13 protein-coding genes are annotated in these 15,580 nt (G+C 42.3%); 11 read left to right on the forward strand and 2 right to left on the reverse strand.

From position 1 onward, the window contains the following. The first annotated feature begins 20 nt into the window (after positions 1-20). The 4 genes from CXF95_RS27550 to CXF95_RS27565 all read left to right on the forward strand — a co-directional run bounded on the left by CXF95_RS27550 (position 21) and on the right by CXF95_RS27565 (position 4,819). The gene (locus CXF95_RS27550) at positions 21-773 is read left to right on the forward strand and encodes a SapC family protein (RefSeq protein WP_101201599.1); all 753 of its coding nucleotides are present in this window, start codon (positions 21-23) and stop codon (positions 771-773) included. Next, positions 773-2,257 carry an SLC5 family protein gene (locus CXF95_RS27555; protein WP_101201600.1) on the forward strand — a complete coding sequence of 495 codons (1,485 nt, stop codon included), beginning with the start codon at positions 773-775 and terminating at the stop codon, positions 2,255-2,257. The genes CXF95_RS27550 and CXF95_RS27555 overlap by 1 nt, the downstream gene beginning before the upstream one ends. A 15-nt stretch (positions 2,258-2,272) precedes the next feature. Then, positions 2,273-3,880: a glycerol-3-phosphate dehydrogenase/oxidase gene (locus CXF95_RS27560; protein ID WP_101201601.1), complete on the forward strand. Its 1,608-nt coding sequence runs from the start codon at positions 2,273-2,275 to the stop codon at positions 3,878-3,880. Positions 3,881-4,015: 135 nt separating this feature from the next. Next, positions 4,016-4,819, forward strand: coding sequence for a SapC family protein (locus tag CXF95_RS27565; RefSeq protein WP_101201602.1), 804 nt, complete (start codon positions 4,016-4,018; stop codon positions 4,817-4,819). Positions 4,820-4,913: 94 nt separating this feature from the next. Here CXF95_RS27565 and CXF95_RS27570 read toward each other — a convergent pair whose 3' ends face one another. Together CXF95_RS27570 and glpK are read right to left on the reverse strand one after the other, a co-directional pair. Beyond that, on the reverse strand, positions 4,914-5,981 hold the full coding sequence (locus tag CXF95_RS27570; protein ID WP_101201603.1) for an aldose epimerase family protein: 1,068 nt from the start codon (positions 5,979-5,981) through the stop codon (positions 4,914-4,916). Continuing rightward, the gene (gene glpK, locus CXF95_RS27575; protein WP_101201604.1) at positions 5,978-7,471 is read right to left on the reverse strand and encodes a glycerol kinase GlpK; all 1,494 of its coding nucleotides are present in this window, start codon (positions 7,469-7,471) and stop codon (positions 5,978-5,980) included. The genes CXF95_RS27570 and glpK overlap by 4 nt, the downstream gene beginning before the upstream one ends. A 517-nt stretch (positions 7,472-7,988) precedes the next feature. Here glpK and mraZ point away from each other — a divergent pair. From mraZ to mraY, 7 genes are read left to right on the forward strand one after another with little or no spacing between them, the layout of a single operon-like run. Continuing rightward, complete coding sequence (gene mraZ / locus CXF95_RS27580; protein WP_101201605.1) at positions 7,989-8,447, forward strand: division/cell wall cluster transcriptional repressor MraZ; 459 nt, start codon at positions 7,989-7,991, stop codon at positions 8,445-8,447. Continuing rightward, a complete protein-coding gene (gene rsmH, locus CXF95_RS27585; protein ID WP_101201606.1) occupies positions 8,447-9,382 on the forward strand; it encodes a 16S rRNA (cytosine(1402)-N(4))-methyltransferase RsmH in 936 nt (311 codons plus the stop codon). The genes mraZ and rsmH overlap by 1 nt, the downstream gene beginning before the upstream one ends. Next, positions 9,379-9,699: a cell division protein FtsL gene (gene ftsL / locus CXF95_RS27590; RefSeq protein ID WP_101201607.1), complete on the forward strand. Its 321-nt coding sequence runs from the start codon at positions 9,379-9,381 to the stop codon at positions 9,697-9,699. Before rsmH ends, ftsL begins: the two co-directional genes overlap by 4 nt. Continuing rightward, positions 9,696-11,534, forward strand: coding sequence for a penicillin-binding transpeptidase domain-containing protein (locus tag CXF95_RS27595; RefSeq protein WP_101201608.1), 1,839 nt, complete (start codon positions 9,696-9,698; stop codon positions 11,532-11,534). The genes ftsL and CXF95_RS27595 overlap by 4 nt, the downstream gene beginning before the upstream one ends. Then, complete coding sequence (gene murE / locus CXF95_RS27600) at positions 11,524-13,086, forward strand: UDP-N-acetylmuramoyl-L-alanyl-D-glutamate--2,6-diaminopimelate ligase (RefSeq protein WP_101201609.1); 1,563 nt, start codon at positions 11,524-11,526, stop codon at positions 13,084-13,086. Before CXF95_RS27595 ends, murE begins: the two co-directional genes overlap by 11 nt. Beyond that, positions 13,083-14,492: a UDP-N-acetylmuramoyl-tripeptide--D-alanyl-D-alanine ligase gene (gene murF, locus CXF95_RS27605; RefSeq protein WP_101201610.1), complete on the forward strand. Its 1,410-nt coding sequence runs from the start codon at positions 13,083-13,085 to the stop codon at positions 14,490-14,492. The genes murE and murF overlap by 4 nt, the downstream gene beginning before the upstream one ends. Continuing rightward, a complete protein-coding gene (mraY, locus tag CXF95_RS27610) occupies positions 14,486-15,568 on the forward strand; it encodes a phospho-N-acetylmuramoyl-pentapeptide-transferase (protein ID WP_101201611.1) in 1,083 nt (360 codons plus the stop codon). The genes murF and mraY overlap by 7 nt, the downstream gene beginning before the upstream one ends. Positions 15,569-15,580 lie beyond the last annotated feature (12 nt).

Genomic DNA, 15,580 nt, shown 5'->3' on the forward strand with positions numbered 1-15,580 from the left:
AAGTAAGATTGAGAATCTAGATGCCAAATTATGTTTTATTAGACGCCGCTAAACACCAAAAAAAGAAAGTTCTTCCCCACACAAATTTTAAACATTCAGCCCAACAACATCATGTACCTATGACGATAAACGAGTTTGTGCAAGCAAGCACAAGTTTTCCCGTAATGTTTATGAAAGATCCTCAGGAAGGAAAGTTTCATGCCACTGCATTATTAGGGATCATAGCGGGAAAAAACCTGCACTTTACACAAAATGACTGGTTAGGTACTTATGTGCCGGCATCAATATTAAGAGCGCCTTTTGAACTGGGACCAGATTTACAACAGGATAAAACCCTCACTTTGTATGTTGACGAGGATAGTCAATACCTCAGTGAAAAAGAAGGGCAAGCATTGTTTGATGGTGAAAATCCTACTCAAAGTTTGTTACAAGTTCAAAAAGTGTTTGCGGATTATTTTAAGGATGAAATTGCTACACAAAAATTTATTGCAAAATTACTAGACTGCAATTTGCTCAAAGAAATAGAGCTTGTGGTCCAATATGAAAATAGTGACAGCATGAAGATTAAAGGTATTTATACCATTAATGAGGCAGCGCTGCGTTTGCTTAGTGACGAACTGGTTGTTGATTTTAATAAGCAAGGCTATTTGATGGCGATACATGCAATGTTGGCTTCACTTGGGCAGGTCAACCGACTGATTAAATTACATAATGGTTCTGAAGAACCCAAAATAAAAGGAGTGCAGATGCGCTTCGACTCGGGAGAAGAATAGTGTCTGGACAAAATATTCAAATTTTGGTGTTTGTGGCAGTGACCGCACTGATTGCCTTTCTTACTTATATGCAATGTAGAGGTAAAGGCCGTTTACAAAATGCGACCGAAGGTCAACAAAATAAGGAATTGTTTCTCGCAGGTGGTGGGTTGAAATGGTATTTCATAGCCGGCTCAATTACCTTGACCAATTTAAGTACAGACCAACTCGTAGGCACCAATGGCACACAAATGGCGTTGCTTGCATGGTGGGAGTTTGCAGCTTTGGTAGGGTTGATGATTCTAGCTAAAGTGTTTTTGCCTTTGTATTACAAATATCAATGCACCACAACCACTGAGTTATTAGAAAAACGTTATCAAAACAAAAATATCCGTGCTGTGATCGGTGCACTATTTTTCTTAAGTAGTGCTTTGATATTTTGCCCTGCGGTAATTTATTCTGGTTCTTTGTTTATGAAAACCATGTTTGATTTGGATATGCCATTAATGTACATCGCTGCGGCATTTGCCACCTTAGGCGCCATGTATGCGATTTTTGGTGGTTTACGCGCGGTTGCTGTGTCAGATACCTATTCAGGTGTGTTGCTATTAACGATGGCCATTGCCATAGTGTTTTTGGCGCTTAATGCCATTGATTATGACTTTTCAAGCATTCCTGCTGACAGACTTACCTTGATAGGTGATAACGAATCACCTATTCCTTGGCACACTTTATTAACAGGTATGATATTTATTCAAATGTTTTACTGGGGAACCAATCAGGTTATAACTCAGCGCGCTATGGCCGCTCCTTCTTTAAAAGAAGCTCAAAAGGGGGTGTTTGCAGCCGTTGGAATACGCCTTCTAATTGTACCCGCTATTGTGGTTATTCCTGGTATTGTTTCCTTTCAGTTATACGGCGACATTGGCGATGCCGCGTATGGAAAAATAGTGGGTGATCTTCTACCTACTTGGCTTTCCGGCATATTTGCTGCCGCAATGGCAGCAGCAGTATTGTCGACCTTTAACAGTAACTTGAATTCGGCGACCGCGCTTTATGTATGTGACCTTCACGAACCCTACATTGGCCACCCAAAAAATGTGTCCAAGTTAAGTACTTGGATCACCGCAGCATTAACTGTGATAGCCTTGTTACTAGTACCTGTATATGCTCAAGCAGACAGCATCATTAATCTGCTGCAGCAGTTATGGGGTTTGTTCAGTATGCCCATTCTTTCGATATTTATCGTCGGTTTAGTGTTTAGAAACGTACATGCTAATGCGGGTATCATTGCGGTCATTTTTGGGGTGTTTTTGTATGGCTCGTTGTCATTTGAATTTTCACCTTTTCATGCCCCCTTTGGTTTACATTATATTCATCTGATGTTTGTTACTTTGATATCTTGCGTGTCAGTGGCTCTGTTGATTAACAAATTATACTTTAAGCAAAGTGCTGAATTTGCTTGGGGCAGTGATGATGGCCTAGTGCAAGCTACAGAATCGTAAAATAACGGAAACAGTGTGAATAATCTTAGAAAAAGTAATATTCAAAAATTGCCAGAAAAAACCTTCGATGTATTGATCATCGGAGGGGGCATTAATGGGGCGGTATCGGCAGCCGCACTGGCAGCAAAAGGAGCAAAAGTTGCTTTGATTGATAAAGGTGACTTTGCTGGCTTTACCAGTTCAAACTCGTCAAATTTGGCGTGGGGTGGAATTAAATACTTGGAAAGCCATGAATATGGTTTGGTGAATAAACTGTGTAAAAGTCGTAATCATCTGATGCGCAGTTATCCTTCAACGGTCAAAGAAATTCGCTTCTTTACTAGTATCCAAAAGGGTTTTCGTTTTCCACCCTTGTTTGTGTTTATGGGTACTATTGTTTATTGGTTAATGGGACGTTTTTTCACTCAAAGCCCACAGTATTTAACCGCCGCTAAAATCAAATCACTTGAAAAGGTGGTGAACACTGAAAATCTCAATGGTGGCTTCGAATACTCGGATGCGTTTTTACATGATAACGATGCACGTTTTGTGTTTAATTTTATTCGTTCAAGTATGAGTTTTGGTTGTATCGCTGCTAATTACGTACAAGCAAATGGTTCAGAAAAAATCGATGGTGAATGGAAAACCCAAGCCAAAGATGTGATCACTGGTGAAGAATTCGAAATTCGCTCTAAAGTCATTATCAACTCAGCAGGTCCTTTTGTAGACCCTATAAATCAGGTTAATCATCAGACCACTGAACATCATCATTTATTTTCAAAAGGCATTCATCTCATTGTCGATAAAATCACTGATAGCAATAAAGTCCTAACTTTTTTTGCTGATGACGGCCGTTTGTTTTTTGTTATCCCTATGGGTCCTAAAACCTGTATTGGCACAACTGATACTCAAGTCGAAGATCCCCATGCAAAAGTAACAGACGAAGACAGGCAGTTTGTTTTAGACAACGTGAATAAACTTTTAGACTTACCTAAAGCATTGACTCAAGCCGATATCATCGCCGAACGCTGTGGTGTGCGTCCCCTTGCCATAAAAGGTAAAGGCGGAGTCGCTGACTGGGTACAATTGTCCCGTAAGCATGCCATAGACACCAATAAAGTGGATAAATATCTATCAATCTTTGGCGGTAAACTTACCGATTGTATCAACGTTGGCGACGAAGTCGCGGGCTTGGTCGGTGAACTAGGAATTACCTTACCTTATGCAGATTACAAGTGGTACGGCGAGCCCGACGATACTGTGCGTGACGAGTTTTTTCATCGTGCGGAGCTTATGGACTTTGACGCATTAACGCCTGTCACATCTTCAGAGTCTTTAACTAAAAGGTTTTGGCGACGATACGGGCGTAACGCTATTAATATGTTAGAACAAATCCGTGAAAACCCAGAAAAAGCCGAATTATTAATCGAAAATTCTGAATACTTACGGGTAGAAATTGATTATGCCGCAGAGCGCGAAATGGTCACTAAACTAGAAGACTTTTTAAGGCGCCGCTCGAAAATATCATTAGTTGTCAGGCAACAAGATATTTTATCTGCACCGGGTTTGAAAGAAGCCTGTGAAATCTTGTTTGGTGACGAGGCCGATGCCAAGTTACAAGAATATATCCATTCTTTACAGTAGTTATTTACAAATAAGTTACACTTCTATTTTTTATGGCTTGTAAAAGTTACAATGACCCCCAAATATTCATACACGTATGTGAAATTTAGACGGCTTATAAAACCGCTTTATCCAAAATAATTAGAGAACTTTTTAATGACAATGAATTATATCCCCCTAGATAAAAACAAACATAAAGACTTACATGTAAAAGTAAACGGTGATTTTGCCCACACTAAAGACACTCATTTAGCGGCTGCGTCAATACGTGAATACGCGCAAATTGCTAGTTGTATGCCAATCATTTTTATTAAAGATCCTAAAAGTGACACGACCCATAGTGTTGCAATGTTAGGTATTGAGCAAGGTGTAAACTTGTTTATGCAAGGCGGAAAATGGTCAGGTCATGTTGTGCCTCTTAATATTCAACGTTATCCTTTTGATGTGCGCCCAGACGGTGACAAATTAGGGGTGTTTATTGATGAAAACTCTGACCTAGTGGGTAAAGAGGGAGAGCCACTTTTCACAGAAGACGCACCTAGTCCTTTTTTAGAAAATCGTCAAAAATTGTTGTCTGAATTAGCTAACAGCGAAATGGCTACACGGGATTTTGTTAAGAAAATTGGAGACTTAGGATTACTTGAATCAATTGTTATTCGTGCGCAATACATCAGCGGTCAACAACGCAACATTAATGGTATGCAAACTATCAGCGAAAAGCGCCTTCAAGAGTTAGATGCTGATACGATAGCCGATTTACATAAAACGGGTTACTTAGGTGCTATCTACGCCGTAATGCTGTCTCTTGGACAACTGAACCGTTTAGTTCAGCTGACTCAAGGTGGTGAAAATCCTGTGAGAGCGTTACAACTTCAACCTGAAGAGGAAGCAGAAGCAGCAGAGCCAGCAGCAGTGACGTCAGAAACAACACCAAAAGCGAAGAAAGCCCCTAAAAAATAACCTAGTTTGGCGTTATAGAAAAGCCCGTTTCAACTATGTTGCAACGGGCTTTTTACATTATTAAGAACAGATAACAAACGTCTGCAAAGAACGTCTAAAAAGAGTGCTCTTTAAATAACACTTCATACTCAGTCACAAAATAAAACTCTTGACCCGCTTCTAGTGTGGCGCTGGGGAAGTTCGGCTGGTTAGGTGTGTCGGGGTAGAATTGTGTTTCAAAACACACGCCTTGATGGGCTTGATACAGTGCGCCATTTTTGCCTTTTTTGTGGGCGAAGTGGTTAGCGGTAAAAATTTGTATGCCCGGCATATTGGTGTGTATATTCAGATTAATATCATGAGCTACTGCTTTGCCGGCAAAAGTGGCTGCTTTTGATTGAGAGGCATAAGAGTCTAAACATAAGTTGTGATCTAAACCGTTGCCATATTCAATCTGTTGGTGGTCTGACGTTAGGGACTGATTGATTGTGGTCAGTGACCTTAAATCAAACGGCGTTTTGTCTACATCTGCAATTTCACCCGTGGGTATGGCATGTTCGTTTGTTGGTGTGTAGTGACTGGCTAATATTTGAATTTGGTGGGTTTTTACTGAACCACTGTCATGGCCTGACAAATTAAAGTAACTGTGGTTAGTGGGATTGAATAGGGTTGTTTGATCCGCAGTGGCAAAATATTCAATTTTTAAGCGGTTATGCTCCGTTAAGGTATAAATCACTTTGACTGATATTGCGCCAGGAAAACCTTGATCATCATTAGGGCTCGATAGCTGCAACATAATCGATGGGTTATCGCCGCTAGATAACACGGTACTTTGCCAGACTTTGCTGTTGAATCCTTGGATGCCGCCATGCAAACAGTTATCACCTTGATTGATATTAGTTTGATAGTCGATACCTGCTAAGCTAAATTTTCCTTTGTTAATACGGTTGGCATATCTTCCTACCAACGCGCCTAAATAACTGTCATCAGATAAATAATCATTCACTGTGTCAAAGCCTAAAACAATATCGGTAAATTCATTTTTATCTTTGGGTATCAACCAACGGCGAATAATGCCGCCAAGGTTGAGGATCTCGATACTGACATTATGGCTATTGGTTAAGCAAAACTGGTCGACTATTGTACCATCTGGCATATTGCCAAAGGTTGATTGGTCGATCATGGTTTAAACCCCAAGGTGCTTTGAATGGCACTTGCCCAGCCTTTAAGCAACTTTTCACGTTTTATTGTATCCATATTCGGTTCAAAGCGGTTATCGATTTGGTTCATGCTGGCCAACTCGTCGGTCGATGAGTAAATACCCACTTGTAAACCGGCTAAATAGGCAGCGCCTAATGCGGTGGTTTCCATCACTTTGGGGCGTTCTACCGTCACATTAAGAACTCCAGCTAAAAATTGACAAACCCAGCTATTGGCGACCATACCGCCGTCTACTCTTAATTTTTCTGGGCTGACACCATCTTCACTCATGGCTTTAAGTAAATCTGAGGTTTGCAAACATACTGACTCAAGTGCTGCTCGGGCTAGGTGAGCACTGGTAGTGGCACGGGTTAAACCGAAGATTGCACCTCTGGCATCAGGTGCCCAGTAGGGGGTGCCTAACCCTGCAAAAGCGGGTACCAAGAATACGCCATGATCATCGGGGATACTTTTGGCCATAGCTTCTGTTTCTGACGCGCATTCAATGATTTTCAAGCCATCTCTGAGCCACTGTACAGCTGCACCGGCAATAAATATTGAGCCTTCTAACGCATAGTGAGTTTGACCTTTAATGGTGTAAGCCACAGTGGTAAGTAACTTGTTCTTGGAGCAGACCGCTTTTTCGCCAGTGTTTAACAACATAAAACAGCCCGTACCATAGGTACTCTTGATGTCGCCCTGATTAAAACAACATTGGCCAATACTGGCTGCTTGTTGGTCACCGGCTACACCTGCGATAGGAATCGAATAACTAAACAGGCCTTCTGCGGTATGCCCAAAGTCATCAGCGCATTCCTTTACTTCGGGTAACATTAATTTGGGCACATTAAATATGTCGAGTAACGTCTCGTCCCAGCATAAGGTATGGATATTGAATAAATTGGTACGACTGGCATTGGTGACATCAGTGGCATGCACTTTACCACCGGTTAAGCGCCAAATAAGAAAACTGTCTACTGTGCCAAAAGCTAACTCGTTAGCGTCGGCCCTTTTCCTTGCCCCTTCGACATTATCTAAGATCCAAGCGATTTTAGACGCTGAAAAATAGGGGTCAAGTAACAAACCTGTGCGTTCCTGAACCGCCTTTAGATGCCCTGCATCTTGTAATTCCCTGCATTGCTGAGCTGTACGTCTGTCTTGCCATACAATGGCGTTGTATATTGCTTTTCCGGTTTTTTTATCCCATACCAAAGTGGTTTCTCTTTGGTTAGTGACACCTATGGCAGCAATTTTGGCACCTTTTTCAGTTGCTTGAGCAATCGCTTGTTTACATACCTTAACGGTTGTTGACCAAATATCTTCCGGATCATGTTCCACCCAGCCATCATTTGGATAGTGTTGGGCAAACTCTTGCTGTGCGGAAGCAACAATGCTCGAATCCGGGGCAAAAACGATGGCTCTGCTAGAGGTGGTACCTTGGTCAATAGACAGAATGCAGTTTTCTAACGGCATATGATGCTCCTTTGGATAGATAGGCAAAATTTCAATTATTTCAGATGTTTAACTGTTCGATAACATGCTTTTAACAATGTGCGACGAGTATAATATTTTTATGCAAAGAACATAACTAATTTCCCACGCTATATTATCCAGAGTTCAGGTTATATTAGTTTTTTGGTTGGTTTTTATTGCGCTTATATACCCATATCACCTACGAATAATAAACTATAAACCTATTCTTTTGACCGTTACCAAATTGCGCCAGTCTGTGGGTTTTTTCTGCTAATTCAGACACTTCTATAAAACCAGTGATGACAACCCCTAGAAACCCATCGAATTGCAACTTTTAGTCCTTGACATGATAGACGGGTGGTACCTAAACTGTCTATTGTGGGTAAAAGTGGCATAAAGTGGATCTGACGGGTGAGATAATCCCAAAAAAACATAAAAGAATAAGATCAGATTTTGTGAAGTGTTGTGTTTACTAGTTAATTTTCGATAGATAAAAATAAAAAAGGTTAGGGGAATAATGTTCCGCGGCGCTAATGCAATCAATCTAGATGTTAAAGGTCGAGTGACTATACCTACAAGGTATAGGCAGTCCTTGCTGGATGATTGTCAGGGACAACTGGTGTGTACTATCGACACGCAACAACCTTGTCTGCTGCTTTACCCGCTTCCCGAATGGGAAGAAATTGAACTTAAATTAAGCCGTCTTTCTAGTATGAATCCACATGAACGTAGAATGCAGCGTTTATTGTTGGGGTATGCCAGTGAAGGAGATATGGACAAAAATGGGCGGTTTTTATTAGGCGCACCTTTGCGCCAACATGCCAAGCTTGATAAACAAATTATGTTAGTTGGCCAGTTCAATAAATTTGAAATCTGGGATGCGGACGTATGGCAACAACAAATCAATTTAGATGTAGCAACTGAACAAGAAGCTAATTTTGAATTGACAGAGCGACTTCAGGATTTCTCACTTTAATGGAAAACGATTTTTCACATCTAGCGGTATTACTGCAGGAGTCTATCGATGGCCTAGCTATCAAGCCTGATGGCATCTATATGGATGCCACATTTGGACGCGGCGGTCACTCTAGGCAAATATTAAAAGCCTTATCACCTAAGGGTCAACTCATTGCGATTGACCGTGATCTTAGTGCCATTGAAGCGGCAAAATCCCTAGCAGACGATCCCCGTTTCTCTATTCATCATCGCCCTTTTTCTGAATTACAAGCGGTAGCCGAAGAGCTAGGTTTAATAGGCAAGATTGATGGGATTTTAATGGATCTTGGGGTGTCTTCACCCCAGCTGGATGATGCTGATCGTGGTTTTAGTTTTATGCGTAACGGCCCTCTAGATATGCGAATGGATATCACCAGAGGTGTCAGTGCTGCAGATTGGTTAGCCGTTGCTGAAGAACAAGATATCACCCAAGTTATTAAAGAGTTTGGTGAAGAAAAATTTGGTAAACGTATTGCTCACGGTATTGTGAATGCGCGTCAAATTGCGCCCATAACCGATACGACTCAATTGGCTGAGATTATTGATTTGGCGGTGCCGGTTAAAGACAAATACAAACATCCTGCTACCCGCAGCTTCCAAGCTATACGTATCTATGTAAACAGCGAATTAGACGAAATCAAAACTGGCTTAAAAGCGGCTTTGGCTACGTTAGCGCCACAAGGGCGTTTAACCGTTATCAGTTTTCATTCTTTGGAAGACCGCTTAGTCAAACGTTTTATACGTGAGCAAAGTCGCGGTTTAAATGTACCCCATGGCATGCCTATTCTGCAGGTTGAAATAGACGCCGCGAAAGCGATGAAACCTATTGGCAAAGCGATTAAACCATCGGCTGATGAATTAAAAAGAAATATCCGGGCACGAAGTTCGGTGTTAAGAGTGGCCGAAAAGCTATGAGTGCCCCTAACACCCACTTTAATCTATTCAGTTTTGTTGCTGCTGATTTAACCCGCCATCCAGTGCGGGTTTTGTTGTTTCTAGCACTCTTAGTTAGCGCTGGGTTAGTGATACTCAGTGCTCACCATAATAGGCAAATGTCCATAGCCATCGAACGCTTGATGCAAGAGAAAGATCAGCTGGATGTGGAGTGGCGTAATTTAGTGCTTGAACAAAGCGCTTTAACTGAACATAACCGTATTGAGGCACTCGTTACAAGTCAGCTCAACATGCACCGTCCCTTACCCAGCGATGAAGTGGTAGTGAGGATAAAATGAGTCGAGTTAGCGCTAATTCAAAAAATAAAAGCAGAACCAGTCAAGCAAAAGTGAATAGTGCTCCGAGTTTATTACATTGGCGTTTCGTTGTGGTGGTAACTGCAATTTTAATGGTGTTTATTGGCCTTGGCGTTCGCGCAGCTTATATACAAGTTGTATCACCCGATTTATTAATACAACAAGGTGATAACCGCACTATGCGGACCCGTGTTAATCCTTTGCATCGAGGATTGATTGTTGACCGAAATGGTCAGCAGTTGGCGGTCAGCGTGCCAGTTCGAGCAATCTGGGCCGATCCCAAAGCCATTGCCCAATCCATACAAGAAACTGAGGAAAAAGCTAAGGAAGATCCTAGCTTCGATTTGCAGGCTAAGCAGAACGAAAATAGCAAGCGATGGCAAGCATTGGCTGAAGTCTTAGGCCAAAATTTAGATGAGCTTAAAGAGAAAGTCGGTGATCCAGAAAGGCGTTTTGTGTACCTGCAGCGTCAGGTTTCACCGGCAATGGCCGAATATGTTGAAGAACTCAAGATAGCCGGAATATATCTACGTGATGAATCCAGACGTTATTATCCAAGTGGTGAGGTATCAGCGCACGTAGTCGGTTTTACGAACGTTGACGATACTGGCATCGAAGGGGTCGAAAAGTTATACAACAAATGGTTGGCTGGTACCCAAGGCTCACGAAAAATTCGTCGTGACGGGAAAGGCCGAATGGTTGAGCTGATTGAATCTGAAGCAGGCAAAAAGTCTCAAAATATTCAATTAACCATCGATCAACGCATTCAAGCTTTAGCTTATAAAGAATTAAAGCAGGCAGTTCAATATTACAAAGCGACGTCTGGCTCGGCTGTGGTCGTGGCGGTTAACACCGGTGAGATTCTTGCCCTTGTTAATAGCCCTTCTTACAACCCCAATAACAGATCGGGAGTATCTGCACACAGAATTCGCAATCGCGCAGTGACCGATGCATACGAACCCGGTTCATCAGTCAAGCCTCTGGCAGTGTTAAGTGCATTAGAATTTGGAACTGCAAAAGCAGACTCCTTGATTGATACCTCGCCAGGTTGGATGCATCTAGGCGGTAATATTGTCAGAGACCCTAGAAATTATGGTGAAATTGATTTAACTCAAATTATTCGAAAGTCCAGCAATATGGGTATCTCAAAGTTGGCTTTGTCAGTACCTAAAGAATTTTTGCTGGATATGTATTACAACGTTGGCTTGATGAGTGATAGCGGCGCCAATTTACTTGGGGAAAGCAGCGGTATTTTTAATAATAGGCATCGTTGGTCAGACTTCGAATTATCCACGCTTTCTTTTGGGTACGGTATCTCAGTGACAGCTTTGCAGCTTGCAAAAATGTATAGCATTTTAGGTGATGGTGGTATCAAACGTCCACTTAGCATTGTAAAACCTGATAAACCTGTTGAGAGCGAAAGGGTTATCAGCGCAAATTCCACGAAACAAGTATTACACATGATGGAAAGTGTATTGAAAGAAGGCGGCTCTGCAGAAAAGGCCAGTGTTCCCGGTTATCGCGTGGCGGGTAAAACAGGCACCAGTCGTAAGGCAAATGCCAATGGTTACGGTGATGAATATGTGAATATCTTTGCTGGCGTTGCGCCTGTCTCAGACCCACAGTTGGCTGTGGTTATTTTAATCAATGAGCCTAAAGGTGAACTCTATTATGCAGGGCTAACCGCCGCACCTGTTTTTGCTAAAATTATGGCCGCTAGTTTACAGATGCTGAATGTACCACCCGATGATAAAACCGTTTCATCATTAGCAGGAACCTCAGTTGATGTGAACAAGGAGGCTGCAAATGCAGGCTGATATGGTCAGTATTAATAAACAATTTCCTGAAGCGTTTGATCAGAGTATCAAGCCGTTGTTGGCGCATTTTGACATTGATGCACCCGATATAATGATCAGAGATTTGGTCTTAGATAGCAGAGATGTTGCAATTCACAAAGCATTTGTGGCCATTGATGGACACACCTTGGATGGACGAGATTTTATTCCTCAAGCGGTCAGTTTAGGTGCCAAAGTGATAGTGGCACAATGTGACGATATGCTGAGTCATGGTCATGTAGAAATGCGTGAGCAAAGCGTCATTGTGTCTTTCTATCAACTATCCGAAAAGCTTTCAGAATTAGCTGGGTATTTTTATCAATTTCCGGCAAATTCAATGTCTGTGATTGCAGTGACCGGCACCAATGGTAAAACGTCTACCGTACAATTAACCAGTCAATTAGCATATTTGATGGGGGAGCGCTCTGCTTCTATCGGCACCTTAGGTGCCGGTATGTATTCACCGCTTGGTGACTCGCAAGCGTTACACAACAACGTAAACACCACACCTGATGCTATCAGTATGCAACGCCTGTTGGCTGAATTTGTCGAAGAAGGCGCATTTCAAGTCGCATTAGAAGCGTCGTCACATGCCCTAGTACAAAATCGCATTAAAGCTGTTAAAACCGATATTGCGATTTTTACCAATCTAAGCCGTGATCATCTTGATTATCATGGCTCAATGGCCGAATACGGATTGGCAAAAAGGCTTTTGTTGTCGCAGCCAGAATTGGCTTACGCAATAATAAACGTTAATGATCCTGAGCATAAAAACTGGTTGGCGAATATACCCAAAACAACCTCTGTTGTACTGTACGGGCAGAATGTTAATGCCACTGACATGCCCGTTGAGTATCAATACTGTGTGGCGAATAATGTGCGATTTACCGGCGAGGGAATTGCTCTGTCATTGCATTCTTCTTGGGGAGACTGCGAGCTACGAATTTCGTTATTGGCTGAATTCAACGTGGCCAACGTATTAGCTGCTATCTGTAGCCAATTATGTTTGGGTAAAAACCTGAAGCAGATTGCATACATCGTGCAGAAGCTGAAACCTGTGGCTGGAAGAATGGAGCTGTATAAGCGCCAAGGTCACGCAACCATAGTGGTGGATTATGCCCACACGCCAGACGCCCTCGAAAAAGCCTTGTTAGCCACAAAACAACATTGTCATGGAAAATTATTTTGTGTATTTGGTTGTGGTGGCGATCGTGATGTGGGTAAACGTTCGTTGATGGGCGAAATCGCTGAAAGATTGTCAGACCACGTCATTTTAACCGATGACAATGTGCGTAGTGAAAACCCTCAAGACATCATTCAAGACATCTTAAGTGGCTGTATAAATCCTGAGCAGGTTCTCGTAGAACATGAACGAAAAACGGCGATCATGGCCGCGGCTAAGCAGGCTTCTGCAGGCGACATTATCTTAGTCGCGGGTAAAGGCCATGAAAATTATCAAATTATAGGGTGTCAAACCCTGGCTTATGATGAACGCCAGTTTGTTGCGCTTTTTCAAGAGGGGAAAACAGTATGATCCCGGTTTCACTATCCTGGGTGGCAGAACAGGTTAATGGGCAACTAATAGCTCAGCAAAAGCAGGGTTTGATCATCGAAGGTGTCAGCACGGATACCAGAAGTCTTTTACCTACTGATTTGTTTTTGGCACTAGAAGGCCCAAACTTTGATGGGCATAAGTTTGTGCAACAAGCTGAAGAAAAAGGGGCTATTGCGTTGATTTTATCACGCAAAGTCGAAACCCAGCTTCCTTATATTTTGGTGGAAGATACCACGCTGGCACTGGGTTTATTGGGGGCGGCGGTAAAAGCCAAAGTTGCACCAAAAACTGTAGGTATTACGGGTAGTAGTGGTAAAACAACCGTTAAGGAAATGGTGGCGGCCATCTTATCTCGTCGGGGTAAAGTGCTGGCGACTAAAGGTAATTTTAATAATGACTTAGGTGTGCCAATGACGTTGCTTAGACTAGAGCAGCAACATGAATTTGCGGTCATTGAGATGGGTGCCAATCATCTAGGTGAAATTGCCTATACCACTAATTTAGTTAAGCCTGATGTCGCCACTATTGTTAACGCCGCTGCCGCGCACTTAGAAGGCTTTGGCAGTTTGCTTGGGGTTGCAAGAGCAAAAAGTGAAATTTTTAAAGGTTTAACTGAGAACGAAGGTTTAGCAGTAGTCAACGCAGATAGTCAGTTTGCAGATTATTGGGTGGGTAAACTTAAGTACAATAACGTACAAACCTTCTCGGCTAAAAAACAAGCAGATGTATATGCAGAAGATATTATTCTTGGTTTGGACGGCTGCGCGCAATTTGAATTAGTCACGCCTAAAGGGCGGATCTCTATTAGTTTATCTTTGCCCGGTGAACACAATGTGAGTAATGCTGTTGTTTCTGCATCGTTGGCTTTGCACGTGGGAGCAACTTTAGAAGATATTCGCGATGGTTTGCGCGTTATGCCCCATGTTGCGGGGCGTTTACATGTCAAACAACTGACGAATCAAGTGAAAATTTTGGATGATACTTACAATGCAAATGTAGGTTCGGTGAATGCTGCAATCGACTTGTTGTCTAGCTTTGCTGGAAGAAAAATTCTGGTGCTTGGAGATATGGCAGAACTGGGTGAAAAAGCGCGCTATTACCACGAGCAAGTCGGTGAGTATGCCAAGCAAAAAGGTATCGATCATCTGTATACCTTGGGTGTGTTAAGTCAAAGTGCGAGTGATGTGTTTGCCGATAACGGTCGCCATTTTAGTCGTTTAGAGCAGTTGGTTGAATTTATTAACCAACAAACATTGCCAGAAAAATGTGATGTCAGTATTTTGGTTAAAGGTTCTCGTAGTGCAAAAATGGAATTAGTAGTCAAAGCCTTGGAGGGATCCCCATTGGGAAAGCTTGAACGCTTTAGGGAGCGAATTGCATGCTGATTTGGTTAGCCGATTGGCTACAGCAGTTTGATACGAGCTTTCGAGTCTTTTCGTATTTAACCTTGCGCGCTATCTTAAGTACCCTAACCGCATTGCTTATTGCTGTGATTATTGGCCCTAAAATGATCCGTTGGTTGCAGCGTATGCAAATTGGCCAAACTATACGGGATGATGGTCCGGAATCCCATTTGGCGAAATCAGGCACCCCCACTATGGGTGGATTATTAATTTTGGCTGCGATTGTCTTAAGCGTGCTGTTATGGGCTGATTTAACCAATAGATATGTGTGGATCACCTTATTTGTTTTGGTGAGTTTCGGGGTGATTGGTTTTGTTGATGATTATCGAAAAGTTATTCGTAAAGATGCTAAAGGGTTAATCGCTCGCTGGAAGTATTTTTGGCAGTCTGTGATTGCCATTGCCGTCGCGTTTTACTTATATTCTAGTCAACAAAATCCGGCTGAAACAGCTTTGTTAGTCCCATTTTTTAAAGACGTTATGCCGCAAATGGGTATGTTATTTATGGTGGTGACATACTTCGTCATTGTTGGCACAAGTAACGCAGTGAACTTGACTGACGGTTTGGATGGACTTGCAATCGTACCCGTTATCCTAGTTGCAGGCGCTTTTGCCATATTTGCTTATGTGACAGGCAACATCAATTTCTCTGCTTATCTGCATATACCTTATCTACCACTTACCAGTGAGTTAGTCATTGTGTGCACGGCTATAGTCGGTGCTGGTTTAGGGTTCTTGTGGTTTAACACTTATCCGGCTCAAGTGTTTATGGGTGATGTTGGCTCTTTGGCATTAGGTGGAACATTGGGTGTTCTAGCGGTATTGGTTCGCCAAGAAATCGTTTTGTTTATTATGGGCGGTATTTTTGTGGTCGAAACGTTGTCGGTTATTTTGCAAGTCGGGTCATTCAAATTACGTGGTAAACGTATTTTTAGGATGGCGCCAATACACCATCACTATGAATTAAAAGGCTGGCCCGAACCCCGCGTTATTGTGCGTTTTTGGATTATTTCTTTGATGTTAGTGTTGGTGGGATTAGCCACTTTGAAATTGCGTTAAAGGAGCATAAAT

It is taken from the genome of Paraglaciecola sp. MB-3u-78, assembly GCF_002835935.1.
Taxonomy (GTDB): domain Bacteria; phylum Pseudomonadota; class Gammaproteobacteria; order Enterobacterales; family Alteromonadaceae; genus Paraglaciecola.

Excerpts from the sequence above, each read along its gene's own strand:
- CXF95_RS27550 (WP_101201599.1), top strand. The coding sequence starts at position 21 with ATGCCAAATTATGTTTTATTAGACGCCGCTAAACACCAAAAAAAGAAA.
- CXF95_RS27565 (WP_101201602.1), top strand. The coding sequence starts at position 4,016 with ATGACAATGAATTATATCCCCCTAGATAAAAACAAACATAAAGACTTA.
- CXF95_RS27570 (WP_101201603.1), bottom strand. The coding sequence starts at position 5,981 with ATGATCGACCAATCAACCTTTGGCAATATGCCAGATGGTACAATAGTC.
- glpK (WP_101201604.1), bottom strand. The coding sequence starts at position 7,471 with ATGCCGTTAGAAAACTGCATTCTGTCTATTGACCAAGGTACCACCTCT.
- mraZ (WP_101201605.1), top strand. The coding sequence starts at position 7,989 with ATGTTCCGCGGCGCTAATGCAATCAATCTAGATGTTAAAGGTCGAGTG.
- rsmH (WP_101201606.1), top strand. The coding sequence starts at position 8,447 with ATGGAAAACGATTTTTCACATCTAGCGGTATTACTGCAGGAGTCTATC.
- ftsL (WP_101201607.1), top strand. The coding sequence starts at position 9,379 with ATGAGTGCCCCTAACACCCACTTTAATCTATTCAGTTTTGTTGCTGCT.
- CXF95_RS27595 (WP_101201608.1), top strand. The coding sequence starts at position 9,696 with ATGAGTCGAGTTAGCGCTAATTCAAAAAATAAAAGCAGAACCAGTCAA.
- murE (WP_101201609.1), top strand. The coding sequence starts at position 11,524 with ATGCAGGCTGATATGGTCAGTATTAATAAACAATTTCCTGAAGCGTTT.
- murF (WP_101201610.1), top strand. The coding sequence starts at position 13,083 with ATGATCCCGGTTTCACTATCCTGGGTGGCAGAACAGGTTAATGGGCAA.
- mraY (WP_101201611.1), top strand. The coding sequence starts at position 14,486 with ATGCTGATTTGGTTAGCCGATTGGCTACAGCAGTTTGATACGAGCTTT.